Origin of the sequence: Oleiagrimonas citrea, assembly GCF_012395255.1 — a bacterium.
Lineage (GTDB): Bacteria > Pseudomonadota > Gammaproteobacteria > Xanthomonadales > Rhodanobacteraceae > Oleiagrimonas > Oleiagrimonas citrea.
Map to the genome: position 1 here is coordinate 362,402 of NZ_JAAZQD010000003.1, position 25,034 is coordinate 387,435.

Annotated in this window: 23 protein-coding genes and 2 tRNA genes; 10 read left to right on the forward strand and 15 right to left on the reverse strand. The window is 66.2% G+C overall.

The genetic code is table 11. The features are described 5' to 3' along the window. Positions 1-74: 74 nt before the first annotated feature. Positions 75-1,061: a zinc-dependent alcohol dehydrogenase family protein gene (locus HF690_RS08745; protein WP_168609177.1), complete on the reverse strand. Its 987-nt coding sequence runs from the start codon at positions 1,059-1,061 to the stop codon at positions 75-77. Between the two features lie 384 nt (positions 1,062-1,445). On the opposite strand from HF690_RS08745, the gene HF690_RS08750 reads away from it, so the two are divergent. The 4 genes from HF690_RS08750 (at position 1,446) to HF690_RS08765 (ending at position 5,823) form a co-directional block, all read left to right on the forward strand. Then, positions 1,446-2,969 carry a thymidine phosphorylase family protein gene (locus tag HF690_RS08750; protein ID WP_240151691.1) on the forward strand — a complete coding sequence of 508 codons (1,524 nt, stop codon included), beginning with the start codon at positions 1,446-1,448 and terminating at the stop codon, positions 2,967-2,969. Beyond that, on the forward strand, positions 2,966-3,877 hold the full coding sequence (locus HF690_RS08755) for a ribose-phosphate diphosphokinase (RefSeq protein ID WP_113064687.1): 912 nt from the start codon (positions 2,966-2,968) through the stop codon (positions 3,875-3,877). Before HF690_RS08750 ends, HF690_RS08755 begins: the two co-directional genes overlap by 4 nt. Beyond that, positions 3,874-5,280, forward strand: a complete 1,407-nt coding sequence (locus HF690_RS08760) for an MBL fold metallo-hydrolase (RefSeq protein ID WP_113064688.1) — start codon at positions 3,874-3,876, stop codon at positions 5,278-5,280. The genes HF690_RS08755 and HF690_RS08760 overlap by 4 nt, the downstream gene beginning before the upstream one ends. A 105-nt stretch (positions 5,281-5,385) precedes the next feature. Beyond that, on the forward strand, positions 5,386-5,823 hold the full coding sequence (locus tag HF690_RS08765) for a universal stress protein (protein WP_113064689.1): 438 nt from the start codon (positions 5,386-5,388) through the stop codon (positions 5,821-5,823). Positions 5,824-5,882: 59 nt separating this feature from the next. On the opposite strand, the gene HF690_RS08770 is transcribed toward HF690_RS08765, so the two are convergent. Continuing rightward, a tRNA-Ala gene (locus HF690_RS08770) sits at positions 5,883-5,958 on the reverse strand. A 60-nt stretch (positions 5,959-6,018) separates the two neighbouring features. Next, positions 6,019-7,143: a ribonuclease D gene (locus HF690_RS08775; protein WP_338042893.1), complete on the reverse strand. Its 1,125-nt coding sequence runs from the start codon at positions 7,141-7,143 to the stop codon at positions 6,019-6,021. A gap of 165 nt (positions 7,144-7,308) precedes the next feature. Here HF690_RS08775 and HF690_RS08780 point away from each other — a divergent pair, with 165 nt between their 5' ends. The 3 genes from HF690_RS08780 to HF690_RS08790 all read left to right on the forward strand — a co-directional run bounded on the left by HF690_RS08780 (position 7,309) and on the right by HF690_RS08790 (position 11,180). Then, on the forward strand, positions 7,309-9,270 hold the full coding sequence (locus HF690_RS08780; RefSeq protein ID WP_113064690.1) for a formylglycine-generating enzyme family protein: 1,962 nt from the start codon (positions 7,309-7,311) through the stop codon (positions 9,268-9,270). Between the two features lie 97 nt (positions 9,271-9,367). Beyond that, positions 9,368-10,636, forward strand: a complete 1,269-nt coding sequence (locus HF690_RS08785) for an MFS transporter (RefSeq protein WP_168609180.1) — start codon at positions 9,368-9,370, stop codon at positions 10,634-10,636. A 58-nt stretch (positions 10,637-10,694) separates the two neighbouring features. Then, positions 10,695-11,180, forward strand: a complete 486-nt coding sequence (locus HF690_RS08790) for an FKBP-type peptidyl-prolyl cis-trans isomerase (RefSeq protein ID WP_113064692.1) — start codon at positions 10,695-10,697, stop codon at positions 11,178-11,180. Positions 11,181-11,187: 7 nt separating this feature from the next. Here HF690_RS08790 and HF690_RS08795 read toward each other — a convergent pair whose 3' ends face one another. Next, a complete protein-coding gene (locus HF690_RS08795; protein ID WP_168609181.1) occupies positions 11,188-12,018 on the reverse strand; it encodes a fructosamine kinase family protein in 831 nt (276 codons plus the stop codon). 144 nt (positions 12,019-12,162) lie between these two features. Here HF690_RS08795 and HF690_RS08800 point away from each other — a divergent pair, with 144 nt between their 5' ends. Continuing rightward, entirely contained in the window at positions 12,163-13,041 is an 879-nt protein-coding gene (locus HF690_RS08800) for a PP2C family protein-serine/threonine phosphatase (protein WP_168609182.1), read from the forward strand. Between the two features lie 262 nt (positions 13,042-13,303). Further along, positions 13,304-14,020 (forward strand): LysM peptidoglycan-binding domain-containing protein, encoded by a 717-nt coding sequence (locus HF690_RS08805; RefSeq protein ID WP_168609183.1) that lies wholly within the window; start codon positions 13,304-13,306, stop codon positions 14,018-14,020. A gap of 19 nt (positions 14,021-14,039) precedes the next feature. Here the strand turns inward: HF690_RS08805 and HF690_RS08810 are convergent, their stop codons facing one another. The 4 genes from HF690_RS08810 to HF690_RS08825 form a co-directional block, all read right to left on the reverse strand. Further along, positions 14,040-15,749, reverse strand: a complete 1,710-nt coding sequence (locus tag HF690_RS08810; protein WP_168609184.1) for a protein kinase domain-containing protein — start codon at positions 15,747-15,749, stop codon at positions 14,040-14,042. A gap of 4 nt (positions 15,750-15,753) precedes the next feature. Beyond that, entirely contained in the window at positions 15,754-16,287 is a 534-nt protein-coding gene (locus HF690_RS08815; protein WP_168609185.1) for an FHA domain-containing protein, read from the reverse strand. Positions 16,288-16,516: 229 nt separating this feature from the next. Next, positions 16,517-16,603 (reverse strand) — tRNA-Leu (locus HF690_RS08820). Positions 16,604-16,626: 23 nt separating this feature from the next. After that, entirely contained in the window at positions 16,627-17,205 is a 579-nt protein-coding gene (locus HF690_RS08825; protein WP_113064697.1) for a cysteine dioxygenase family protein, read from the reverse strand. A 120-nt stretch (positions 17,206-17,325) separates the two neighbouring features. On the opposite strand from HF690_RS08825, the gene HF690_RS08830 reads away from it, so the two are divergent. Then, positions 17,326-18,870: a DHA2 family efflux MFS transporter permease subunit gene (locus HF690_RS08830; RefSeq protein WP_168609186.1), complete on the forward strand. Its 1,545-nt coding sequence runs from the start codon at positions 17,326-17,328 to the stop codon at positions 18,868-18,870. A gap of 156 nt (positions 18,871-19,026) precedes the next feature. On the opposite strand, the gene metX is transcribed toward HF690_RS08830, so the two are convergent. From metX to ccmD, 7 genes are all read right to left on the reverse strand, one after another. Next, positions 19,027-20,133 (reverse strand): homoserine O-acetyltransferase MetX, encoded by a 1,107-nt coding sequence (metX, locus tag HF690_RS08835; RefSeq protein WP_113064699.1) that lies wholly within the window; start codon positions 20,131-20,133, stop codon positions 19,027-19,029. 104 nt (positions 20,134-20,237) lie between these two features. Then, positions 20,238-21,320, reverse strand: a complete 1,083-nt coding sequence (locus HF690_RS08840) for a c-type cytochrome biogenesis protein CcmI/CycH (protein WP_168609187.1) — start codon at positions 21,318-21,320, stop codon at positions 20,238-20,240. A gap of 43 nt (positions 21,321-21,363) precedes the next feature. Continuing rightward, entirely contained in the window at positions 21,364-21,798 is a 435-nt protein-coding gene (locus tag HF690_RS08845; protein ID WP_168609188.1) for a cytochrome c-type biogenesis protein, read from the reverse strand. Further along, entirely contained in the window at positions 21,795-22,352 is a 558-nt protein-coding gene (locus HF690_RS08850) for a DsbE family thiol:disulfide interchange protein (protein ID WP_113064702.1), read from the reverse strand. The genes HF690_RS08845 and HF690_RS08850 overlap by 4 nt, the downstream gene beginning before the upstream one ends. After that, complete coding sequence (locus tag HF690_RS08855; RefSeq protein ID WP_113064703.1) at positions 22,349-24,334, reverse strand: heme lyase CcmF/NrfE family subunit; 1,986 nt, start codon at positions 24,332-24,334, stop codon at positions 22,349-22,351. Before HF690_RS08855 ends, HF690_RS08850 begins: the two co-directional genes overlap by 4 nt. Next, positions 24,334-24,807, reverse strand: coding sequence for a cytochrome c maturation protein CcmE (gene ccmE / locus HF690_RS08860; protein WP_113064704.1), 474 nt, complete (start codon positions 24,805-24,807; stop codon positions 24,334-24,336). Before ccmE ends, HF690_RS08855 begins: the two co-directional genes overlap by 1 nt. Beyond that, the gene (ccmD, locus tag HF690_RS08865) at positions 24,804-25,034 is read right to left on the reverse strand and encodes a heme exporter protein CcmD (protein WP_168609189.1); all 231 of its coding nucleotides are present in this window, start codon (positions 25,032-25,034) and stop codon (positions 24,804-24,806) included. The genes ccmE and ccmD overlap by 4 nt, the downstream gene beginning before the upstream one ends.

Genomic DNA, 25,034 nt, shown 5'->3' on the forward strand with positions numbered 1-25,034 from the left:
GGGGGCGAGGTGGTTGTTGCGTTCGCTACGCGTTCGGGGCGTGGCGTGCCAGTGTGGTGTCCATGGCGAGTCGGTCACGCATTCACCAGCACGGCGGCACCATGAAAGCGGCCGTGACGGAGGTCATCGAGTGCGCGGTTGGCTTCGGTCATCGGATAGCGGGTGACGTGCGTGCGGATTTCGGCTTCGGCGGCCATGGCCAGGAATTCCACGCCATCTTCGCGCGTGAGGTTGGCGACGGAGACCAGTTCGCGCTCTTCCCACAGCAGGTCGTAGGAAAACGCCGGAATCTCGCTCATGTGGATGCCGGCGCAGACCACGCGTCCGCCCTTGTGCACGGCCTTCAGGGCGGCAGGAATCAGGGCGCCGATCGGCGCGTAGATCAACGCCGCATCGAGCGGCTCGGGCGGCGTTTCGTCCGAGCCGCCGGCCCAGACCGCACCCAGGCGATTGGCGAATGCCTGCGTGTCCGTATCGCCTGGACGGGTGAACGCGAAGACCGAACGGCCTTGCCAGACCGCCACCTGGGCGATGATGTGTGCTGCGGCGCCGAAACCGTACAGTCCGATGCGGCGCGCGTCGCCGGCGATCTTCAGCGAACGCCAGCCGATCAATCCTGCGCATAGCAGCGGTGCCTGCGCGGCGGCGTCGCCGTGCTCGCACATGGGCAGAGCGAAGCGCGCGTCGGCAAGGACATGCGTGGCGAAGCCGCCGTTCCGGGTATACCCGGTGAACTGCGGGTGGTCGCAGAGGTTCTCGCGTCCAGACCGGCAATAGGGACACGCGCCGCAGGTGTGGCCGAGCCACGGCACGCCGACACGGTCGCCCGGCGCGAGCGCTTCGACGTTCGCACCCACGGCCTCGACGCGACCGACGATCTCGTGGCCGGGAACGATCGGCAGGCGTGGGTTCGGCAGTTCGCCGTCCACGACATGCAGATCGGTGCGGCATACGCCGCAGGCGTGGATGCGAACGCGGACTTCGTCCGGGCCGGGATCGGGCGTGGGTTGCTCGGTCCAGGTCAGCGGTTCGCCGATACGGTGCAGGATCATGGCGTGCATGGGTATCACCTCCGCGTCATGCCGTTGTCGATACCGACATGCGCTTCGTCCCGTGCGTCCTTGTTGTGAGCAAAAGCCACGGACAAGCTGGGCATGGCGTCGGTCCGTCACGGGGTCAGGATATCGCCACAGCGGGTTCGCGCCATAGGGGCCCGAGCCATGCGTATCGGCGATATGCTTGCTGCGCACTCGTCGATATCCCCGTGAACGCTCTAGAATCGATTCTCATTGTGCAGACCTCGAGGTGAAGGCCGCCATGCAAGCCGAAATTTCGATGCCAGGAAACGCGGAGCGTGTGCATGCTCACGCGTCGGACAGGCGGACGTGCGGTTTCTCCGTTTCGTGCGGGGGCGGTGCATGAGTGCGACCGGGGAGGCTTCGGACATGTCTCGCGAGAAGGGCGTCTCGCCGGGTCTGAAGGCACGCCGTCTCGGCATCGATACGCATCATGAGCCGGTGGTGGTGTTGCGCGCCGACGCGCCGGTGTGTCGAGCCGAGGGCTTCGAGGCCCACGCCCGCATCGAGGTCGTGGGACGACACGGGAGCATCATCGCCACACTGAATGTGCTGACGACTGGTGAACTGCTCGCCGTCGATGAAGTGGGACTGTCCGAGTCGGCCTGGTTGCGGTTGAAGCCGGAGGCGGGCGAGTGCCTGCGCTTCCGTCACCCCGCACCGACCGAGGCCATGAGCCACATTCGCGCCAAGATCGATGGCGGCGAACTCAGCGAGCGGCAGTGCGACGCGATTGTCCGCGATGTCGTGGCTGGCCGCCTGAGCAACGTGGAAATCGCCGCGTTCCTGGTCGCGTGTGCGGATGGTCGCATGCATGCGCGCGAGGTCACCGGTCTGACCCGCGCCATGGTGAACACGGGCAATCGGTTGTCCTGGCCACAGCAGCAGGTCGTCGACAAGCACTGCATCGGCGGACTGCCGGGCAATCGCACCACGCCGATCGTGGTGCCCGTGGCGACTGCGCTGGGTCTGGTGATGCCCAAGACCAGCTCGCGCGCGATCACGTCGCCGGCCGGCACGGCCGATACGCTGGAGACACTGACCCGTGTCGATCTGAGTCTGGAGGACATCCGTCGCGTGGTCGAAGCCGAAGGCGGCTGCATGGTCTGGGGCGGGGCCGTGTCGCTCAGTCCGGCGGACGACTTGCTGATCCGGGTCGAACGCATGCTTGATCTGGACAGCGAGGGACAGCTGGTGGCGTCGGTGCTGTCGAAGAAGGCGGCGGCCGGTTCCACGCACGTGCTCATCGACATTCCGGTCGGGCCCACTGCAAAGGTTCGCAGCCAGGCGGAGGCGGAATCGCTGCTCGCGTCGCTGCAGGCCACGGCCACAGACATCGGCCTGACGCTGCGCGGCCTGCTCAGCGACGGAAGCCAGCCGATCGGACGCGGCATCGGTCCGGCGCTTGAGGCCCATGATGTGCTCGCAGTGCTTGAAAACCGTCCCGACGCGCCTGCCGACTTGCGTCGCAAGGCTCTGGAAGTGGCCGCCGGGGTGATCGAGCTGGGCGGGCTGGCGCAGGGCGCGGATGCGCTGGCGATGGCGGAGCGGACCTTGTCCGATGGTCTTGCCTGGCGCAAGTTCCAGGCGATCTGTGAGGCGCAGGGCGGTCTGCGTGAACCCGGGCGTGCGCCGTTCACGCGCGTGATTCCGGCGTTGCATGCCGGCACGGTTTCGCGCATCGACAATCGCCTGCTGGCGCAGGTGGCCCGATTGGCCGGCGCGCCTCAGGCCGGCACCGCCGGGGTCTATCTGGAGGCACATGTGGGCGTCGCGGTGGAACGCGGGCAGCCGCTGTTCACGGTGCATGCGGAGTCGCGTGGCGAACTCGAATACGCCATGGATTTCGTCGACCGTCATCCATCCATCGTGCATGTCGAGGTGCGCGCATGATCGTGTTTCACGCCATGCCCGGAAACGGGACCATGGCCGCGCATCTGGCGAGGGAGTTCGGCGGCGAGGCGCGGATCGCCGATGTCGACGTGCATGCGTTCCCTGATGGCGAGAGCCTGGTTCGCGTGGAACCGCCTGACGCGGAGACCGACGCGGTGCTGGTCTGCACGCTGGATCATCCCGACACGGTCACTGTGCCCTTGCTGATGGCTGCCGCGACGCTGCGTGAACTCGGCGCGCGGCGCGTTGTGCTGGTCGCGCCGTATCTGGCCTACATGCGTCAGGACAAGCGTTTCGCGCCGGGGCAGGCGGTTTCGGCGCGCATCTACGCGGCCTGGCTGTCGACACATTTCGACGACCTGGTGACGGTCGACCCGCATCTGCACAGGATTGCGCGATTGGACGAGGTCTACACGTTGCGCAGCCGCGTGGTGCATGCCGCGCCGGTGCTGGCCGCATGGATCCGGGAACAGATCGACGATCCCTGGATCGTGGGACCGGACGGCGAGAGCGCGCAATGGGCCCGGGATGTCGCCGCCCGCATCGGTGCGCCGGTGACGGTGCTGGAGAAGACCCGCTTCGGCGATACCGATGTGGCCGTCACTGCGCCGGAAGCGCACGCGCATCGGCATCGCACCCCGGTTCTGCTGGACGACATCATTTCCAGCGGACGCACGCTCGCAGCCGTGGTCGAGCATCTGCACGCCCAAGGCATGCGCGATGCCGTGTGCGTCGCGGTGCACGGTCTGATGGCCGGTGACGCGCGCGAGTTGCTGCGGAAAGCGGGCGTCGCGCGCGTGGTGTGCACCAACACAGTCGGCGATGCGCGTGATGCCATCGACGTCAGTGCCGCGATTGCCGACGGCCTGCGCGACCTGCTGTTCAACATGGAGGAGGGCAACACATGATTCGTCTCAGCAGCCACGGGGCCGCCAAACAGGTGACCGGGTCGTGCCATCTGATCGAGTCCGATCGTGCGCGGGTACTGGTCGATTGCGGCATGTTCCAGGGCGGTCGCGAACTGGAGGAAGAAAACGCCGAACCGTTCGCGTTCGACGCTTCGCAAATCGATGCGGTGGTGCTCACGCATGCGCACCTGGACCACTGCGGGCGGCTCCCGTTGCTGCGCAAGCGCGGATTTCGCGGTCGGGTGTATGCAACCGATGCCACGCGTGATCTGACGCGGTTGCTGCTCATGGATTCGGCGGGGCTGCAGGAAGAGGACACCCGGCGCGCGCGGCGTCGCGCCTCGCGCAGCGGAGAGAAGGTGTCCGAGCCGTTGTACGGCCTCGCCGACGCCCTGCGCACCATGGATCTTTTTGCGCGTCCGGTGGCCTACGGCGAAACGCGCGAGGTGGCGCCGGGCATGCGCGCGACCTTCGTCGATGCCGGACACATCCTCGGTTCGTCCTCGGTGCAACTGGAGATCGAGGAAGAGGGCAAGCGCGTGCGGGTGCTGTTCTCGGGCGACATCGGCAACCCCGGGCGACCGCTCCTGAACGATCCGGCCCCGCCTCCGGAGCCGCCCGACTATGTGGTCATGGAGACCACGTACGGCGACCGCGATCATCGCCCCTGGCAAGCGTCGGTGGATGAGCTGGTCGAGGCGGTGTCCTCGGCCTATCAGCGCGGTGGCAATGTGCTGATTCCGACTTTCGCGCTGGAGCGTTCGCAGGAGATTCTCTATGTCCTGTTCCACGCCATCGAAGAGGGTCGCCTGCCACGCCGGCTCCCGGTGTTCCTGGATTCGCCGATGGCGATCTCGGCAACGCAGATCTTCATGGAGCATCCCGAGGCGCTGCGCACGGAGTTCGCAGAGGAGCTTTCCCGGATCGATCCGCTGGATCTGGGTGGCTTGCACATGACGCGAGAAACCGCCGAGTCGATGGCCATCAACCGCATCCGCGGCGGCGCCGTCATCATGGCTGGTTCGGGCATGTGCACCGGCGGCCGCATCCGGCATCACATCCGGCACAACATCTGGAACGAGAACAGCAGCATGATCTTCGTCGGCTATGCGGCCTCGGGCACGCTGGCGCGTCGGATCATCGACGGTGCCGGCCGCATTCGCTTGTTCGGCGACGATATCGTGGTGCGGGCGAAAATCCACACGATCAATGGGTTTTCCGCGCATGCCGGTCAGAGCGCGCTGCTCGACTGGCTGCAGCGCTGCGGCAAGCCGAAGAATGTGTTCCTGGTGCACGGCGACTATGATCGTGGCATGCAGGCGTTCGCTGCGCAGCTCGACCGGATCGGCCAGCCCTGGCACATGTCGGGCATGGGTGAGCCGATCCTGCTGGATGCTTCCTGACGCGTGCCGCGGCGCACGTCAGGAGCTAAGGCTGGGTTGACCGACGTCAACGCATGCCGGTATGCGACAGCGGATACTGTCTCCATTCCGAAAGAGGACACTGACATGTACAAGCACATCCTGCTTCCCACGGACGGTTCGGACCTCTCCCTACGCGCGGTGGACGCCGGCATCCAACTGGCGGCGAAGTTGGGCGCGAAGGTCTACGGCCTGCATGTGGCGATGCCGTATCCGGCGATGAGCTACATGACCGAGATCATCACCATCAGCGAGGCGACCTACAGCGAGGAAGCTGCCGAGCGCGCCGAACGCTATCTGGCCGAGATCAAGAGTCGTGCCGATACCGCCGGTGTGACCTGCGAAACCCACTACACCTTCGACGAGCACCCGGCCAAGGTCATCATCGATACCGCCGAGAGCAAGGGCTGCGACCTGATCGTGCTCGCCTCACACGGCCGCCGAGGCTTCGACCGCCTGCTGCTGGGCAGCGAAACGCAACGTGTGCTGGTCGGTTGCGAGCTTCCAGTGCTGGTCTACCGCTGATCCGTTTCAGCACAACGAAAAAGGCCGCCCTTGCAGGCGGCCTTTTTCGTCGAATCGATTGGTGGAGCGGAGGAGGATCGAACTCCCGACCTTCGCATTGCGAACGCGACGCTCTCCCAGCTGAGCTACCGCCCCACGTGAGCGGCGCATTCTAGCAGCGTGCGGAGGCGTCGCCAATAGGGGGCGTGAAGATATTTATTGGTCGGGCAGGCGGGCCATCAGGCGGTCGTGCAGCAGATCCGTGCGCCAGCCAGTCAGGGCGCGGGGCCAGTTGCGGGTGGCGATCAGTTCTTCCAGCACCTTGCGCGGCGCGAGCAGCCCGGGCGGAAGGTCGATCGATTCGGCCAGGGCATGCACGTCGTGTTTCATCTCCGCGAGGACGCGCTTGCCGGCGCCGTCGAGCGGCGCGGGGATGGCATCGGTGGCCTCGATCTCGTCGTCGGTGACCGGACGACGCAGCAGTTCCAGCAGTTCGGTGCGCTGCGGCGCGCGCAGGGCACGCTGTCCCTGGGTGAGGGCGGCGATGGCTGCGTCGCTGTCCGGACGTTCGTCGACCAGAGCCATGATCTGTGCGTCCTGAAGCAGCCAGGGCCTCGGCTTGTCGAGTGTGCGCGCCGTGTTCTCGCGCCACAGCAGCACGCGGCGCAGCAGGGCCTGCTTGTCCGGCGACCAGAAGGCGCCGCCGCGCAGGGCGCGTTGCGGCTGTGGATCGATGCCGCGATCGGAGGCGCGTTGCTTGAGCTGTTGGCAGTCGTGCTCGAACCAGTCGAGGCGATCCCGTGCTTCGAGTTCGCGCTGCAGGTGCTCGTGGATGGCATGCAGATAGACCACGTCGAGCGTGGCATAGCGGCGCTGCGAGGCCGTCAGCGGACGCTGCATCCAGTCCGAGCGCGTCTCGCCCTTGTCCAATTGCACGCCGGTTACGTGTTCGACCAGGGCGCGATAGCTCATGCCCAGGCCGAGGCCGCAGAAGGCGGCGGCGAGCTGGGTGTCGAACAGGCGCGCGGGGCCGCCAGGAAGCAGCGGCGCCATGACGTCGAGGTCCTCGCTGGGGCTGTGCATGATCCACAGTGGCGCAGCCGCGCGGTCCATGTTCGCCAGTGCGTCGCCGATCTCGAAGGCGAGGGGATCGATCAGGGCGCGGCGTCCGTCGTGTCCGAACTGGATCAGCGCCAGTTGAGCGTAGTAGGTGTTGCGGCGCATGAACTCCGTGTCCACGGCCAGCAGACCGTCGACGCTGGCGAGCCACGCATCGAGCTGTCCGCGGGTATCAATCCATTCGGCCTCGGCCGCAGCCGTGGAGGAGGTGTTCTGGTTCACGATGAAAGCTTCCGCAGCGCGTTGCGCGGAGGATCGTTGCCCTCGCGCACGGGTTTGCTTAGGGTGGTCCGACACGATAGCAGGCCGCCCGGTGCTTGGCATGTTCCACGGACCGGGTACCATGCGCGCAACGGTCCTCCCATCGTCCGGCCAGCGAGAGCCTCCATGCCCAACAGCAAGTCCGAACGTCGTCAGCGCGCCATGGGCGGCGCGATCGGCGTGAGCCTGCTCGGACTGGCCATGCTGTATCACTTTTTTCCCGCCTTGCTGCATGTGCCGGCCGAGGCCGACCGTCCGCAGCGGGCGGCGCGTCCGGGTGGCCCGATGGCACCGCCGCTGGGGTTCGACCGTCGTCCGCAGGGCACGCAGAGCGCGTCGGTGCGCATCAATGAACTCGATGCGGGACCGCCGCTCTCGCTGGCGCCGCGCGCCGTCATTGCCGCCCGGTTGCGTCCGGCGCCTGCATCTTCGGCCGCGGCCCAGACCGAGACGCCTGCGCTCACCGATCTGCTGACGCGTGCCGCGGATGCGCTCGGCAAGGGCAATCTGAGCGGCGATTCGGACAGCGCGATGAGCCTGTACATGCAGGCATTGAAGTTGCGTCCCGACAGCAACCGTGCGCGTGAGGGCCTGGCGCACGTGCAGCAGCGCCTGATTGCCGAGATCGAGGACGATCTGTCCAGCGGTGATGCCGATGCCGCGCAGACCACGCTGCAGGTGCTGCAGCAACTGCCGAACGCGGGGGCGGAAAGCCAGCGTCTGCAGCGCAGCCTGCAGACGCTGCGCCAGGTGCGCCCGCTGCTGGCGCATGCGGCCGACCTGATGGGGCAGGGCCACGACATGCTGCCGGCCGACGACAACGCGTTGGCTGTCTATCGCCAGGTACTGGGCATCGATCCGGGCAACCATGTGGCCCGGCAGGGCCTGCAGCGCATTCAGCGCAAGCTGCTGGACCAGGCGTTGGGCGCCGTGGCGCAGGACGATTTCGACGGCGCCGACGCGGCCCTGGCACAGGCCGCGAAGATCGATCCCAATGCCACCGCGTTGCAGGATACGCGGGGCCGCATCGAGGGCATCCGCCGGCAGCGCGCGGAAAGCCGGCTGCAGCAGGCGGGCACTGCGCTCGATGGCGGCGATCTGGCGCTGGCGCAGAAGCTGCGCGATCAGGCGTTGCAGATCAGCCCGGACGTGCCCGGCGTCAATGCCTTCGATCAGCGTCTGCACAACGCGCGCATCTACGCGAACTACCGGCCGGGCCAGACCTTCCGCGATGCCTACGTGGACATCAGCGGGCATGCGCCGACCATGGTGGTGATTCCGACCGGCAGCTTCATGATGGGATCGCCGGACAGCGAGTCGGGACACGAACCCAACGAGTCGCCGCTGCACAAGGTCGACATCAAGCACGGTCTGGCGGTGTCGCGCACAGAGATCAGTGTTGCCCAGTTCCGCGAGTTCGTGCGTGAAAGCGGCTACGTACCGGATTCGGTGCGCCTGCACGGTTCCAACATCTACGACGGTCGGCGCGGCACGATGCGCGATGACAGTGATGCGACCTGGCAGGATGACTACGCGGGGCGTCCCGCGCGCGGCGATCACCCGGTGGTGAACGTGTCCTGGCGCGACGCCACCGCGTATGCCGCCTGGCTGTCCAAGCGCACTGGCAAGACCTATCGCCTGCTCAGCGAGGCCGAATACGAGTACGTCATGCGCGGCGGCACGACCACGCCGTACTGGTGGGGCAGTGGGTCGCCCACGCGCGAGGTCGAGAATCTTCCGGGCAGTCGCGATCGATCGCCGCTACGGCGAAGCTGGACGCATGCCTTCCGAGGCTACCGAGACGGCTACTGGGGCGACGCGCCTGTCGGACATTTCGCACCCAATCCGTTCGGTCTGTACGACATCGACGGAAATGTTTCCGAATGGGTGCAGGATTGCTGGCACGACAACTACACGCGCGCGCCGCGTGACGGCAGCGCCTGGGTCAATCCGGGGTGCAGCCTGCGCATGGTGCGTGGCGCATCCTGGGGAAGTTCGCCGGAACAGGCGCGTTCGGCCTTCCGCGTTGCGGCCGAGCCGACCACGCGCAGCGGTCGTGTCGGTTTCCGCGTAGCGCGCGAGTTGTAGCCGCAAAAACTCGCACCTCCCATCGTCGTCCTGACGCGGCATGAGGCCGTGCTAGGCTCTGCGGATTGTCCTCAGGCTGTTGCGACTCGGGGGTCCCATGGCATTCGCCACTTTGCGCTCGCTCAATACCGAGCAGCGTCACGCTGTTCTGGCCAGCTTCCTCGGATGGACGCTGGATGCCTTCGATTTCTTCCTGCTGGTGTTCGTGCTGGACGATGTGGCGCGCAGCTTCGGTTCAGACGTCGAGGCGGTCTCCTTCGGCATCCTGCTGACGCTCGCGGCACGCCCCATTGGTGCGCTGCTCTTCGGCCGCCTGGCCGATCGTTTCGGTCGACGGCCGGTGCTGATGGTCGACGTGGCGCTGTTTTCGGCGCTGGAGTTTATCTGCGCCTTCGCGCCTTCTCTGACGGTATTGCTGGTGCTGCGTTTCCTGTTCGGCATCGCGATGGGCGGCGAGTGGGGCATCGGCGCGGCGCTCGCCATGGAGAGCATTCCGGCGAAGGCGCGCGGCGCGGTGTCGGGACTGCTGCAGAGCGGCTACCCGTTCGGCTACTTTCTCGGCGCGTTGGCGTACTGGATCGTCACCGACGTGCTCGGCTTCAGCTGGCGAGGCATGTTCGTGGCCGGCGCGTTACCTGCGCTGCTGGTGCTGTATCTGCGCATGAAGGTGCCCGAGTCGCCGGCGTGGAAGGCCAACGAGCAGCAGCAGCGCCGGCAGAATGTGTTCGAGGCCATGCGTGGCCATTGGGGCCTGTTCGTGTTCATGATGGTGCTGATGGGCGCCTTCAACATGTTCAGCCACGGATCGCAGGACATGTATCCGACGTTCCTCAAGCAGCAGCTGCATCTGGGCGCGGGAGCGGTGACGGTGCTGACCATGCTGCTCAACGCCGGGGCCATCGTCGGCGGACTCTCGTTCGGTGCGTGGTCGGAACACATCGGCCGGCGTCGCGCGATCATCATCGCTGCGCTGCTGGCGATCCCGGTGGTGCCGCTGTGGATGTTCGGGGATCAGATCGCCACCTGGATGGGCTGGACGGCGCCGATCGCCTCGCTGGCGCTGCTCGGCGCGGGGGCATTCCTGATTCAGGTGATGGTGCAGGGCGCCTGGGGCATAGTGCCGACGCATCTGAACGAGCTGGCACCGGGCACGGTACGCGGCACGCTGCCGGGGTTTGCCTACCAGTTGGGCAATCTGCTGGCTGCGGCCACGGCGACGGCGCAGGCGGCGCTCGCGACGCGCCTGCAGGGCGACTATGCGTCGGTCATGGCGGTGTGGCTGGTAGTGGTGGCCTTGGCACTGGCGGCGCTGGCGTGGCTCGGCCCCGAGGCGCGCGGACAGCGATTCGATACACACGAAGCATGACGGCGGCGCGCTTCGCGGCTATGATCCGACGCTTTCCCGACGGGTTGGATCGCAGCACATGAAAGCCGGCAAAGACAAGGTGGTGTCCTTCCACTACACGCTGACCGTGGATGGCGCGGAAGCGGAAACCTCGCGCGCCCAGGAGGCGCCCCTGCAGGCCCTGCTCGGCCGTGGGCAGCTGATTCCCGGCATGGAGCGCGCCATCGAAGGGCGCGAGGCGGGCGAAACCTTTGCCGTCGACATCGCGCCGGAGGACGGATACGGCGAGCGTCGCGAGGATCTCACCCAACGGCTGTCGAAGAAGTACTTCCACCAGGCCGCGCGGCTCAAGCCCGGTATGACCACGGTGCTCAGCCTGAAGGAAGGCGGTCAGCGCGCGGTGACGGTGAAGAAGGTCGGCATGAGCACCATCGACGTGGATCTGAACCATCCGATGGCCGGCAAGGCGCTGCATTTCGACATCGAGATCGTCGAGGTGCGCGAAGCCAGCGAGGAAGAGCTGGCGCACGGTCACGCGCACGGCCCGGGCGGCCACGAGCACTGAGCGCCGTTCAAACGGTACCGACGTAGCGTCGCAGGACCGAACGCACCGCGCCCAGATACCCGCGCCCGAACAGGTTCAGGTGATTGAGCAGGTGGTAGAGGTTGTACAGCGGCGCGCGTTCGCGCCAGTCGCGCGCCAGTGGCGCGCGCTCGGCATAGTGTTCGAAGAAACGGGGGCCGGGGTCGCCGAACAGGGTCAGCATGGCCAGGTCGGCCTCGGCCCAGCCGTAATATGCGGCGCCGGCATCGATCAATGCCGGTTCGCCGTTGCGGCAGCAGTGCAGGTTGCCGCTCCACAGGTCGCCGTGCAGCAGTACCGGCGCTTGTTCAGGTACCCATTCGGTCAGTCGTTGGCATAGGTGTTCGATACGCGTCAGGTCCGCGTTGTCGATCAGGCCGGCATCGTGCGCGCGCTGCGCCTGCGGCTGCAGACGGCGCTGGGCGAAGAAGCGATGGCCGTCGGTATCCGGCGTGTTGTCCTGCCATCCGTCGCCGCACCATCCCTCGTGCTCCAGGCCGAAATGCGGCCCCTGTGCCGCGTGCTGGCGCGCGAGGCCGTGGGCGGCGCGAATCTGGAAGTCCTTCGCGGGCATGCCGTTGCCGAGATCCTCGATCAGCATCGCGTGAGGCTGTTCGGCATAGATTCCCGGTACGCGCATGCCACCGGCCTCGTGCAGCAGGCGCAGCCCATTCGCCTCGGCCTGCAACAGCGAGGCGGGGCGATCCGGTCGGTGCTTCAGCCAGGCCGACCGGCCATCGCGCATGCGCACGCGATGCAGTCCGTGGTCGGTGGGGACCGCGCCGTCGATGCATGTCGCGATGGACGAAGGGATGCTCATGACGGGTATCAGTCAACGGCAGATGACGGCGGCATGCAAGTTACGCGGTGGAAGCGGTCGAGGGACGGATATTCACGAGTGTGACCACGGTCTCTGGGTCCGTCGCCGACCGCACCGGTATACTGAGATGCGCGAATACGGTGCATGCTCGCCGCGATCGCACAGGGGGAATGCCGGATCGTGGACAAGCACATCGACTTCCAGTCCTCGCCGCGCGTGGCCGCAGGCCGCGCGCAGGGCGGTCGTACGAGTCAGCAGGATGCCTTCGTCTGCCTGCATGATGCCGCCGAGGACACCCTGCTGCTGGTGCTGGCCGACGGCATGGGCGGCGATGGCGCGGGAGAATTGGCGGCCGACGGCGTGGTCACGACCGCGCGTCGCCTGTGGAACCAGAAGGCGTGGCTGCAACAACCGGCCGCACTATTCCTGGAGCATCTGTGCATGGAAGCGCACGAGGAACTTCATCGCCGCCGGCTCGGTCTGAGCCAGGGCGAACCGCATTCGACCGTGGTGGCGTTGCTGCTTCGCGACGATCGCGCCAGTTGGGTGCATGTCGGCGACAGTCGCCTGTATCTGTTCCAGGGGGCACGCTGCCTAGCGCGGACGCGCGACCACAGTCTGGCCGAATGGCGTGTGCAGCGCGGTGAGCTGCTTCCGGAGGACGTCGCGAGCCACCCCGATCAGCACAAGCTGCTGCGCGGTCTGGGTGGCGACGAGCCGCCCGAGGTCGATCACGGCGGCGCCATGCTGCATGCGGGGCAGTCTTTCGCGCTGTGCAGCGACGGCGTCTGGGAAAACCTTACTGCGCAGGAGCTCGGGCGTCTGGTGACCCGCGACGATCAGTCGGAAGCGCTGCGCGAGGCGCTGACGTTGGCGGTCGAGCGAGGCGGTCGCGAAGGCGACAACGCGGCCCTGATTCTGGTGCGCGCGATGGATGCAGGACGTCTGCATCGCGCCGCAGTCAGTTTCTGGCTGCATGTTTCGGATCTTTTGAAAGGCCGTCGCCGCGATGCGGCGGCCTGATGCCATGAAAGGCATGGAGCACGTGGGACGTATGACATCGAGATCGAGGTTTCAGGGGCGATGCCGTCGCGTGGCGCGCGTTGCGCCGGCATGGATCGCATGCGCATGGCTGCTGGGAGGCTGTGCGCAACTGCAGACGTTCAAGCGCAACGTCCTCGGTATTCACAAGCCCGAGGTCACGACCACGACGAGGCCCGCGGCGGCCAGACCACCGGTTGCGGTGCGGCATCCGGAATCGGTCGTGCCACTGAAGACGATCATCATGAAACAGCTTCAGGTTGGGCACTACGCAAAAGGGCGCAAGCAACTGCGGCGGTATCTGGAAGTGCATCCCGATGATCGCTATGCGCGCGATCTGTGGCGGCAGCTGACCGTGAATCCGAACAAGCTCCTGGGCGCGCACTCACGCATGCATGTGGTGCAGCCGGGCGAGTCCTACGGCACGCTGGCGGCGAAATACCTGGGCTCGGCGACGCGCTTCCTGGCGCTGGCCCGCTACAACCACGCTGACAATCCGTCGGTCCTGCAGCTCGGGCAGAAAGTCCGCGTGCCGGCCGACAGTCCGGCCAAGGTGCGCGCGACGATGGCCGCCGCGCCGGTCGAGAATCCCGAGCCGGCTTCTTCGAATGCCGCCGCCGCACCGGACGATGCCAGCGGGCCGGTCGACCGCGCAGAGCAACTGCAGTCGCAGAGCCTTGCGCTGCTCCACGAGGGGCACAAAAAGCAAGCGCTGGATAGGTTGGGGCAGGCGCTCGACCTGGATCCGAAGCTGAAGCCTTCCGGCCATGACGCAAGCACGCTGCGCAAGCAGCTGCTGACGTCCTACCACCAGCGCGCGATCGTGCTGTACCGCGATCAGAAACTGGATCCGGCGATTGCGCTGTGGAACCGGGTGCTGGCTATCGACCCGAACTACGAGCCGGCAATCGTCTACCGCGCCCGTGCGCGAGAATTGAAGAGTCGCCTGAAACAGCTCTGAGCGAGAACACGGGAAACGTTCAGGTTTCCGCGTTCTCGGGCGTTTCCTCGGGAACGGGGAGGATCTGCGTAGTCTGCACCGCGCGTTCGGCAGTGCGCCGTGGAGCATGCCGGTCGGAGGCACGCAAGCGTGCGTGCAGTGACTGGTTCATGAGATTGAAGGCCGTGAACAGGCGTCCCAGTTCGTCTCGGCGAACTAGCCGGATGCGGTATTTGAAGTCGCCGCGCGCGACGCGGAGCATGGCTTCGCTGAGCAGGTCCAGCAGAATCAGCGGACGACGGAACAGCCAGTAGGCGGCTCCGATCACGGCGATCAGCGTCACACCGAGCACGATCGCGATGACCCACAACGTTGTGTGCTGGGCGGCGACCAGCGGTGCGCTGCTGACGCCCAGACGCAGGTGACCCACGACCTTGTCCTGATAGCGGATCGGCGTGGCGAACAGCAGCATGGCGTCGCGTTCGCCGTGGACATGGCTGTGGTAACTGTCGACTTCGTCCTCGCGCGACAGGTAATCGTCGGCATTCAGCGCGGGCAGGGGTTTGCCGACCTCGCTGCGAATCGTGCTCGCGATGGTCTGGCCGTCGCGCCCGGCGATGGCGATGTAGTGGATCTGGCGGTTGCGGGCGATGTCCTCGACCAAGGCGCGTGTCGCGGCGCGGTCGCCCAGGAGGAGATTCTCCGCCGATTCGTGCGCGATCATACGGCCGAGCGAACTGCCGTAGTCCAGTCCCAGTCCGGTCACGGCGGTTCGCTGCTTGCCGTAGATCGCGGCCAGTCCGACCAGCAGCACCAGGGTGAGGGTGACGCCCAGCATGCTGGCCCAGCGCACCCGCAGCGAGATGATGCGACCGGTCAGGGGGTTTTCCTGCAGTCGTGTGTACTCGCGCTGCGCCAGCTTCAGATCGTCGATGAGTTCGCGGGCGCTCTGGTAGCGCGCATCCGGTGCCTGAGCCAGCAGGGTGCGCACGATGCCGATCAGAATCGAGGGCGTGGACGGATCGCGCGGCTCGATGGACGGCTGCGGGTTGCGTTTGCGCTCCTTGATCAGGCGCTGCACGTCGCCGGTTTCCTGCCACGGCAGCTTGCCGGTGACCAGCCAGAACAGCACCACGCCCAGCGAAAACAGGTCGCTCCGCGCATCCGCGCGATGGCCTTCCAGTCGTTCCAGCGCCATGAAGGACGGCGTGCCGCCGATGACGCGCCGCTGTTCGCCGCCTTCGGCGTCGCGCGGCACGCCGCGGCGTTCGGCGATGCCGAAGTCGCTGAGCTTGGCGTGCTTCCAGCCCTCCATGAACATGATGTTCTCGGGCTTGATGTCGTGATGGACGATGCCTTCGCCATGCGCATAGTCCAGCGCGTCGGCGATCTGCACGGCCATGTTCATGATGACCGGAAGCGACGGCGGTCCCTCTTTTTCCACGCGTGTGGAAAGCGCGTCGCCGGTCAAGCGCTCCATGGCGATGTAGGGGCGGCCGTCATCGGTCTCGCCGGTATCGAAGATCGTGACCAGGTGCGGGTGGTTCAGATGGCCCGCCGCGCGTGCCTCGACCTGAAAGCGCCGCCGGTAGCCTGCGTCGGCGGCGACCTCGCGATGCAGGCACTTGATGGCCACCCTGCGTTCGATATCGGGGTCGAAGCCCGCATACACGACCGCCGAGGCACCTTCGCCGAGGATGCCCTCGATGCGGTAGCGGCCGACCTGTGCGGGCAGGGCTTCGTCGATCATCGAATCAGTGGGCGTACAGCCACCAGGCCAGGGCGGCGAGCCCCGCGACCACCAGTACGCCGGCGACGATGCGCAGCGTGCGCAGGCCGCCGAGCGGGCCGTTCTCGCGCGTGCGGAACACGAACTCCACCTGGCCGAAGCGGATGCGGTCGCCGTGCTTGAGCACAGCGTCGTGGACGCGTTGATCGTTGACGAAGGTGCCGTTGGTCGACAGCGTGTTCATGATCACGTAGTGCCCGTTCTGATTCATGATCCAGGCATGCGAGGACGACACGCTGAGGTCGTCGATGACGATGTCGCTTTCTTCGTGCCGGCCGATGGTCTGGCGGCCCGCCCGCAGCGAGAAGCGCTTGCCCTCCATGCTGTCGCTCGCGCCTTGCAGCACGGGACGGTTGGCGCTGGCGCGGTCCAGTGCATCGTAGTGCGGGCCGCTGGCGGTATGGCGGCGCAGTTCCTCGGCGGAGAACAGCTGCGTGCCCTGCGGACCGGACGTGCGAGCGTGAGCGCCGCGTCGAGACGGGTCGGCGTGATTGTTCATGTGGCATCCCCCTGGACAGGTTGACCAATATACCTGTCTTGCACCGCCTTTCGCTGTGCCGCAATGCTGAATCGTCCAGCTTGGGACCTCGTGCACATTTGCTCGATGAGGCCGGCATGCTCGCATTCATGTGCGGACCGAGGAGCGTGAGGATTTCCATGGTCGAAAACGACAAAACCCGCCGGGAGGCGGGTTTTGTCGCGAATCGACGGGTTCGTCGTTCGAAATTTGGTGCCGAAGGTGGGACTCGAACCCACACTCTGTTTCCAGAAACGGATTTTGAATCCGTCGCGTCTACCAGTTCCGCCACTTCGGCGCGGTCGGCGAGTATGCCGCAAATCAGTGCAGTTGGTCGAGTGACAATGCGCGATCGCCGCGTTCGTACCATTGACCTTCGAGCGGCGCGAATACCGCGCACTGGGTCATCGGACCGGAATAGATGTGCAGACTCACCGCGACATCGTCTGCACTGGGATTGCGGATGGTGTGATATTCGTGCGGTGGAATCAGGCTTCCGGCGGAGCCGGGGCCGGCCTGGATCGCGCCGACGGAGTTGAAACGGTAGCGGCGTTCCTCGTGCTCCAGCAGTTCGTACTGGGTGATCTCCAGCGCGCCGCGCCAGACGCCTTCGACGCACCACATGCCGCTATGATCGTGGATCGGAGTGCCCTGGCCGGGGCCCCAGGTCATCGCGGTGACGCAGTAGCCATGTTGCTCGCTGCGGTACAGCTCCCGCCGTGCGTAGTGCTCGGGATGCGCCTCGAACACGCAGGCAGGAAGTTCGACTTCCTGTTCGCGGATCAGGCGGCACAGCGTGTTGCGCAGTGCATCGGTGATTTCGGTCGTGGAAGCGTGGCTCACTGCATGGTCGAGTGCATCGACCAGGGTGCGGCAGCCGGGGAATTCGAGAGCGAGCATACGCGGAGTCATTGCTGGAAACGGTCGATCCATTCTAGCAGTGCTGCGCGTAGCGAACAGTCGAGCGCGGGCAGATGTTCGCACTCAGGGATGCTACCCTGTGTCGCTTGACTACCTGTCATGACAGTTATTGTGGCCGAATCGCATTACCAACCGCCCAATCAGGTGCTGACGACGCTGGGTCTCTCCCTGGCCACGTTCATGCGTGTCCTGGACACGACCATCGCCAACGTATCGCTGCCGACTATCGCCGGCAATCTGGGCGTGAGCTACAACCAGAGCACCTGGGTCATCACCTCGTTCACGGTATGCATGGCGATCTCGCTGCCGCTGACGGGATTCCTGGCGCGGCGCTTCGGCGAGGTGAAGCTGTTCGTGTGGTGCACGCTGCTGTTCTCGATCACCTCGATGCTGTGCGGTTTGTCCGAGAGCATGGGCATGCTGCTGGTGTTCCGCGCCATCCAGGGCGCGGTGGCCGGGCCGATGTACCCGATCACACAGAGCCTGCTGATCGCGGTGTATCCGCCGGAAAAGCGCGGCATGGCGCTGGCGCTGATGGGCATGGTGACGGTGGTCGCACCGATCGTCGGCCCCACGCTCGGCGGCTGGATCACCGACACCTATTCGTGGCCGTGGATCTTCTTCATCAACGTGCCCATCGGCATCTTCGCCAGTGTGGTGATCGGCGCGCAGCTGGCTGGCAAGAAGGAAGTCACCGAGCGTCCGCGTGTGGACTACATCGGTCTGATCGCGCTGATCATCGGTGTCGGTTCGCTGCAGATCGTGCTGGACAAGGGCAACGATGCGGATTGGTTCAATTCGCCGTTCATCGTGATCATGACCATCGTCTCGGTCGTCGCGTTGATCGTGTTCGTGATCTGGGAGCTGACCGACCGCGAACCCATCGTCGATCTGCGCCTGTTCCGCCATCGCAACTTCGCGGCGGGTACGGTGCTGCTGATCCTGTCGTATTCGACTTTCTTTGCCATGGGCTTGCTGTTGCCGCTGTGGCTGCAGCGCACGCTGCATTACACGGCGAGCTGGGCAGGTCTGGCCGGCGCGTCCATCGGCATCATGCCGGTGCTGCTCACGTTCTTCGTCGGCAAGTACGCGCCGAGGACCGATCTGCGACTGGTCGCCGCGGCGGCTTTCGTCGTGCTGGGGCTGACCTGCTTCGCGCAGTCGCAGTTCTACGTCGGCGTCGACTTCATGCACGTGGCCCTGGTGCGCGGCTTCCAGGGGCTCGGCGTGGCGCTGTTCTTCATGCCGGTGTTGACGATCCTGCTGTCCGACCTCAAGCCCAACGAGATCGCTTCCGGTTCCGGGCTTTCCACGTTCCTGCGCACGCTGGGCGGCAGCTTCGCGGCGTCGATCACGACTTTCGTCTGGGACCGACGCGCCGTGGTTCACCACGCGCAGCTGGCCTCGCACATCACGCCCTACAATCCGACGGCGCGCGCCGCGCTGGAGGAAATGGGCAAAGGCGGACACGACACGCGGGCGGCGTTGATCCTGAACAGCGAAATCACGCGGCAGGGATTCCAGATGGCCTTCAACGACATCATGCACGTGCTGGGCTGGGTGTTCATCGCGTTGATCGCGGTGTTGTGGCTGACCAAGCCGCCGTTCCAGGCCAAGTCGAGCGCGGCCGCGGCCGAGGATTGAGCAGGGAACGGCGGCGCTGCCCGTGGAAGAGGGCGGCCGCGGAATGCGATTCCACTGTTCCGGGGCCGTGCATGGATGGACGGTAAGCGTTGCGCGGAGCCGCGTCCGGCGCTTGAGTGGCCTGCCGTGGCGCTCGATGTCGCGTCAGGAGCCGGGTCAGCGTGGTAGACGATCGAGGAAGCCGCCGATGGCGGGACCGTAGTGCTCGATGTCGACCAGGAACGCATCGTGTCCCTGCGGCGAATCCAGCGCCACGAACTCGACGTCGGCTCCGGCATCTTCGAGGCCCTTGGCGATCTGTTCCTGCTGCTCCAGCGGGAACAGGATGTCCGTCGTGACACCGATGACCAGTGCGCGTTCGATGCAGATGCGCTTGAGACCCTCGTGCACGCTGCCGTCGCCGTATTCGGCTACGTCGAACCAGTCGCTGGCGCGCGAGAGGTACAGGTAGCAATTGGGGTCGAAATGGCGCACGAACTTGCGCGAGTGGGCTTGCAGATAGGACTCGACCTGGAACTCGAAGCCGAACGGATTGCCGGGGCGCTCCTCGGGATCCAGCCGGATACGTGCGAACCGGCCGTTCCACTCCATGGCCGAACGATAAGTGATGACGCCGAGCTTGCGCGCGATGCTCATGCCACGTTCGGGGTAGTCCTCGTCCGAATAGCGGCCTTCGTTCCAGTTGCGATCCAGCCGGATCGCCTCGCGCTGCAGCGAGCGGATGGCGATGGCGAAGGGTTGCGCCTGCGGTGCGGTGTCGACACTGATATGCGTGCTCACTGTGCCCGGATGCTGCAGCATGTAACCCAGTGCCGCCATGCCGCCCATCGAGCAGCCGATCAGGCAGGCCAGCCGTGTGATGCCCAGACTCTCGATCACGCAGTGCGCGGCGTTGGCGACGTCTTCCAGCGTCAGTTCGGGAAAATCCAGGCGGTACGGTTCGCCATTGTCCGGGTTGATCGAGGCCGGGCCGGTCGAGCCCTTGTCGCTGCCCAGCGAGTTCACGCAGACGACGAACCAGCGGTTCGTGTCGATGGGCTTGCCCGGGCCGATCATTGCTTCCCACCAGCCATCCGAGGGGTCGTCCTCGTTCGACGCGGCGTGCGCGCTGGGCGATAGACCGGTGAGGATCAGGATGGCATTGCCCGCATCGTCATCGAGCGTGCCCCAGGTTTCGTAGGCCACATGCGCGTCATGCAGTTCGCCACCCCGCTTCATGGCGAAGGGCGAGGGCAGGTCGTGATAGCGGCGAGCATCGGCCATGCGAAATCCGGTTCGGCGGCAAAGCGGGCACTGTATATCGAGAGGCTGGGGAACCCAAAGCACCGTGGATGAAGCGCGCCGAACGGGGCTTGTCCCGCTCGGCTTCAGTGCACGTGGTCGATGGTCACGTCGACGGGGGCCGCTGCATGGGTCGAGATCGGTCCCGCGCTGCCCTCGAGATCGCCGGCGGTGGCCGTCGGCTGACCGCTGTGCGAGATGCGAGCGGTCACCGTCACCTCGGGCACGCTGGACAGGCGCATGGCCGGAGTCATGCCCATGCCATCGGTGAGCATCACCGTGGTCGGCAGTGCGGAAGCCTTCAGGCGAATGACGGCCAGCGGCATCGGCGGGCCACGCTGTGCTTTGGCGAAGACATACAGGGTGTCGCCGGGCTTCACATGATCACGAAGCTTCGGGTCCAGGCGCACGCGCACGGCAATGTGCGCGCCTTCGTCCGCCTTCGCAGCAGCGGCAGCGCTTGTCGACGATGCCGGAGACGAGAGCAGCGCCATGGCCTGTTTCTGCGTCTTGCCGGCGGCGCGCGCATTGGCCATCGCGATCTGCTCCTTCACCGCCTGCGCCACTTTGGAGCCGGGTTGCAACAATGCCTGCAGCCGTCGCCAGGTCAGCACGGCGTCGGCGAAATGGCCATGCTGGTAGTCGCTGATACCCAGCAGCCACAGCCCGCGCTGATTGCGCGGGTCGGCCTTGACCGCCCGTTGCAGTAGCGAACGGGCCTGCCCCTCGATGCGATGATCCGCGCGCGCCATCGCGTCGACCTCGACCCAGGCGATCATGATGTCGGCATTGTCGGGAGCCAGCTTGAGCGCCTTGCCGTAGGCATCGCGCGCCAGCGCCGGACGCTCGGTGCCGGCGTAGGTGCGGCCGAGCATCAGCCAGCCCTGCAGGTTGTCCGGGTGCTGTTTGAGTTCCGCGCGCAGCTTGGCGACGGCCTGGTCCAGCGTCATTTGTGGCTGCAGGGCGCTCTTGTTCAGCGCAGCCGGCGTGCCGACGTGCAGGTACAGGCCCAGTGCGGCCAGCGGCAGGGCAAACAGCACCAGCAGCGAGAGAACCAGCGCGTGACGCGGCTGCCCGCTGCGGCGGCCGCGACGCAGCATCGGCACCACGACCAGCGCCAGCGCGAGCAGGACCATCAGGGTGGCGACAAGGATGAATTCGGTCTTCACGAAGTCGGCTCCTGGCGACGGTCGGTGGAAAAACGGAAAGGCATCACCAGTCCTCGTCGTCGATGGGCGGCGGAGTCGCAGGGGCGGAGCGCGCACGCTTGCGCACGGTGAACAGCACGCCGGCGGCGCCGAGCAGCACAATCAGACCCGGACCGAACCACAGCAGCCAGGTGGACGGTTTCAGCGGTGGGTCGTACAGCACGTAGTCCGAGTAGCGGTCGACCAGATACTGCTTGATTTCGTCGTCGCTGCGGCCGTTCTGCATCTGCTTGTAGATGATGTGGCGCATCTGCTGCGCCAGTTCGGCCTGCGAGTCGAGCAGGCTCTCGTTCTGGCAGACCAGGCAGCGCAGTTCCCGTGTCAGGTGCTGAAAACGCAGCTCTTGCGCGCGGTCCTTGAACTTCAGCGGGTCGATGGCGTGCGCGGCGAAGGTCACGCACAGGCCCAGCAGCAGGAGCAGAACGTGCCGGCGTTTCATGGCGACTCCTGTTTTGGTGCGGCGTGCTTCAGCGCCTGGATCTTCGGTTCGAGCACGTCGGCGATGACCTGCGGCGTCAGCGGGCCGATGCGCTTGTAGCGGATGATGCCGTCGGCGTCGATGAGGAAAGTCTCCGGCGCGCCGTAGACGCCGAAGTCGATGGCGGTAGCGCCACTGCGGTCGGTGACGACCATGCTGTACGGATTGCCGTGCTGCGCTAGCCATGCCTTGGCGGCGTCCGGATCGTCCTTGTAGTTGTAGCCGATCACCGGAACGCCGAGCTGGCGCGCTTCCTGCATCAGCACCGGATGTTCCTCGCCGCAGGCGATGCACCAGCTGGCGAAGACGTTGACCAGGTAAGGCTGCCCAAGCATTTCTGCCTTGCTCACGCGCGTGGACGGATCGTCCAGCAGCGGCAGGCTGAAGGCAGGCGCGGGCTTGCCGATCAGCGGTGAGGGCACTTCGCGCTGGTCGTGGCGTGTGTTCCACCACAGGCCGAAACCGAACAACACGGCCAGCAGTGCGAAACCGATCAGGGGCAGCGCGCGGTTCATGCCTGCGAGGCCTCCGCCTGCGGGTCCGCATTGACACTCGGCGCCGGGCGATCCGACGAGGCTTCGCGCCGCAGGCGGAAGCGTCGATCCGCGGCGGCGAGGAAACCGCCGAGCATCATCAGGATGCCGCCGCCCCATAGCCAGCGCACGAAGGGCTTCACGTAGATGCGCATGGCCCAGGCGCCGTTGTCCAGCGGTTCGCCGAGGGCGACGTACAGATCGCGCATCGGGCCGGCGTCGACGGCGGACTCGGTCTGCACCTGGCCGCGCTCGTAGGTGCGCTTCTGCGGGTGCAGCACGGTCAGCGGCTGGCCGTTCTTCAGCACCTGCACGGCGCCCTGGTCGGCTTTCCAGTTCGGGCCGGTGGTGTGTGTGACACCCTGGAAGCGGAAGCCGTAGGCGCCGATGGTCTCCGTCTGGCCGGGCGCCATGCGGATGTCGTGCTCGACGCTCAGCGCGGTGGTCAGCAGGACGCCGGCGAGAAACACGCCGACGCCGAAGTGCGCCACCAGCATGCCCAGCATCTCCGCCGGATAACGGCGTCCGCGCGGCGCTTCGCGCCAGCGCTTGCGGGCGAAGGCCAGCACGCCGTAGAACACGTAGATCGAAGCCAGCCCGCCGAGGATCGCGCGCCACGACGGCACGCCGCTCATGCGCGCGATGAACAGCACGCTGGCCAGCACGACCGCCGCGATCGCGGCCTGCAGCCCGATGCGCAGCAGCAGCCGGCCTTCGGCGCGGCCCCAGCGCGCGAACGGTCCCAGCGGCAGCAGCAGAATCGCCGGCGCCATCAGCAGAATGAACAGCGAACCGAAGTAGGGCGGACCGACCGAGATGCGGCCCCAATTGAAGGCGTCGCCGATCAGCGGGAACAGCGTGCCCAGCAGCACCATGGCGGCGGCGCTGGTCAGCAGCAGGTTGACGATCAGCAGCAGCGTTTCGCGCGACAGCGGCGCGAACGGCTTGCCGCCGGCCACCTTCGGCGCGCGCAGCGCATACAGCAGCAGCGAGCCGCCGATGACGATGCACAGGTAGATCAGGATGAACACGCCACGTTTGGGATCGGCGGCGAACGAATGCACGCTGGTCAGCACGCCCGAGCGCACCAGAAAGGTGCCCAGCAGCGACAGCGAGAAGGCGAAGATCGACAGCAGCACCGTCCACGCTGGCAGCGAGCCGCGCTTCTCGGTGATGGCCTGCGAATGAATCAGCGCCGTGCCGACCAGCCACGGCATGAACGAGGCATTCTCCACCGGGTCCCAGAACCACCAGCCGCCCCAGCCCAGTTCGGCATACGCCCACCAGCTGCCGGCGACGATGCCCAGCGTCAGGAAGCCCCAGGCGACGTTGGTCCACGGCCGCGCCCAGCGCACCCACTGCTTGTCCAGGCCGCCGCCGAGCAGCGCTGCGATGGAGAACGCGAACGCCACCGAGAAGCCCACGTAGCCCATGTACAGCACGGGCGGATGGAAGGTCATGCCGGGGTCTTGCAGCACCGGATTGAGATCGGCGCCATCCATCGGCGGCGGCAGCAGGCGCGTGAACGGGTTGGAGGTCAGCAGGATGAACAGCAGGAAGCCGACGCTGAGCAGACCCAGCACGCCCAGGACGCGTGCGTGGAAGACTTCGGGAAGCCGCGTGCCGAAGAGTGCCAGCGCCAGCGTCCACAGATTCAGAATCAGCATCCACAGCAGCATGGAGCCTTCATGTGCGCCCCAGACCGCGGCGAAGCGGTAGTACCACGGCAGCGCCAGGTTGGAATTGCTGGCGACGTAGGCGACGGAGAAATCGTAGGTCAGGAAGGCGTAGGCGAGCACGCCGAAGGCCAGCGCCACGAACACCGCCTGGCCGATGGCGGCCGGGCGCGCCACGGCCATCATCGCCGGACTGTCGCGCCAGGCGCCGATCAGCGGCAGCACGCCCTGCAGGGTAGCCAGAAGCAGCGCCAGGACCAGCGCGAATTGTCCGAGTTCGGGCAGCATCAGGAGCCTCCCTTCGGATGCGCCATGTGCTTGGGATCGGCGCGTCCCGCCGCCTGCGCCTTGCGGATGGCGTCGGCTACTTCCTTGGGCATGTAGGTCTCGTCGTGTTTGGCCAGCACCTCGGTGCCGACGAAATGGTGGCCGTCCATGTGTCCGGTGACGATCACGCTCTGTCCCTCGCGGAACAGGTCGGGAAGAATCCCGGTGTAGACCACCGGCATGTCGTGGAACCGGTCGGTGACGGTGAATTGCACCTTCAGCGAGTGGCCGTCGCGCACAACGGAATGTTCCTTGACCACGCCGCCCAGGCGGAACTGGTGGTGCGGAGGCGCCTTGCCGGCATCGATCTCCGTCGGCGAGTACAGATAGTTCATGTTCTGCTGCAGGGCGAACACGGTCAGGCTGATCGCCACCGCGGCGGCCGCGATCACGAGCAGGACGATGATGAGTCGGCGTTTGCGCTTGGGATTCATGAGTCGAGTGGCGTCATGGTCGGACCGGAATCGTCCGACGGGGAGCGTTGTGCGGCCTTGCGAGCCTCGCGCGCCTTTTGACGCTGCATGCGCGCATGCAGTTCCCGCAGCACGCGGCGACGGCGCAGATTGGGCGCGAAGAAGTCGATCAGCAGCACGACGAAGAACACGGCATAGGCCGGCCAAACGTACGCGGCGTAGCCGCCCATGTGCAGGAAGGCTTCCAT

Excerpts from the sequence above, each read along its gene's own strand:
- metX (WP_113064699.1), bottom strand. The coding sequence starts at position 20,133 with ATGGCCGATGCTCGCCGCTATCACGACCTGCCCTCGCCCTTCGCCATG.
- HF690_RS08765 (WP_113064689.1), top strand. The coding sequence starts at position 5,386 with ATGTACAAGCACATCCTGCTTCCCACGGACGGTTCGGACCTCTCCCTA.
- HF690_RS08825 (WP_113064697.1), bottom strand. The coding sequence starts at position 17,205 with ATGCTCGCTCTCGAATTCCCCGGCTGCCGCACCCTGGTCGATGCACTC.
- HF690_RS08795 (WP_168609181.1), bottom strand. The coding sequence starts at position 12,018 with ATGAGCATCCCTTCGTCCATCGCGACATGCATCGACGGCGCGGTCCCC.
- HF690_RS08790 (WP_113064692.1), top strand. The coding sequence starts at position 10,695 with ATGAAAGCCGGCAAAGACAAGGTGGTGTCCTTCCACTACACGCTGACC.
- HF690_RS08780 (WP_113064690.1), top strand. The coding sequence starts at position 7,309 with ATGCCCAACAGCAAGTCCGAACGTCGTCAGCGCGCCATGGGCGGCGCG.
- HF690_RS08845 (WP_168609188.1), bottom strand. The coding sequence starts at position 21,798 with ATGAAACGCCGGCACGTTCTGCTCCTGCTGCTGGGCCTGTGCGTGACC.
- HF690_RS08785 (WP_168609180.1), top strand. The coding sequence starts at position 9,368 with ATGGCATTCGCCACTTTGCGCTCGCTCAATACCGAGCAGCGTCACGCT.
- HF690_RS08800 (WP_168609182.1), top strand. The coding sequence starts at position 12,163 with ATGCTCGCCGCGATCGCACAGGGGGAATGCCGGATCGTGGACAAGCAC.
- HF690_RS08760 (WP_113064688.1), top strand. The coding sequence starts at position 3,874 with ATGATTCGTCTCAGCAGCCACGGGGCCGCCAAACAGGTGACCGGGTCG.
- HF690_RS08745 (WP_168609177.1), bottom strand. The coding sequence starts at position 1,061 with ATGCACGCCATGATCCTGCACCGTATCGGCGAACCGCTGACCTGGACC.
- HF690_RS08755 (WP_113064687.1), top strand. The coding sequence starts at position 2,966 with ATGATCGTGTTTCACGCCATGCCCGGAAACGGGACCATGGCCGCGCAT.
- HF690_RS08815 (WP_168609185.1), bottom strand. The coding sequence starts at position 16,287 with ATGAACAATCACGCCGACCCGTCTCGACGCGGCGCTCACGCTCGCACG.
- HF690_RS08810 (WP_168609184.1), bottom strand. The coding sequence starts at position 15,749 with ATGATCGACGAAGCCCTGCCCGCACAGGTCGGCCGCTACCGCATCGAG.
- HF690_RS08830 (WP_168609186.1), top strand. The coding sequence starts at position 17,326 with ATGACAGTTATTGTGGCCGAATCGCATTACCAACCGCCCAATCAGGTG.
- HF690_RS08850 (WP_113064702.1), bottom strand. The coding sequence starts at position 22,352 with ATGAACCGCGCGCTGCCCCTGATCGGTTTCGCACTGCTGGCCGTGTTG.
- ccmD (WP_168609189.1), bottom strand. The coding sequence starts at position 25,034 with ATGGAAGCCTTCCTGCACATGGGCGGCTACGCCGCGTACGTTTGGCCG.
- HF690_RS08750 (WP_240151691.1), top strand. The coding sequence starts at position 1,446 with ATGTCTCGCGAGAAGGGCGTCTCGCCGGGTCTGAAGGCACGCCGTCTC.
- ccmE (WP_113064704.1), bottom strand. The coding sequence starts at position 24,807 with ATGAATCCCAAGCGCAAACGCCGACTCATCATCGTCCTGCTCGTGATC.
- HF690_RS08805 (WP_168609183.1), top strand. The coding sequence starts at position 13,304 with ATGAAACAGCTTCAGGTTGGGCACTACGCAAAAGGGCGCAAGCAACTG.
- HF690_RS08855 (WP_113064703.1), bottom strand. The coding sequence starts at position 24,334 with ATGCTGCCCGAACTCGGACAATTCGCGCTGGTCCTGGCGCTGCTTCTG.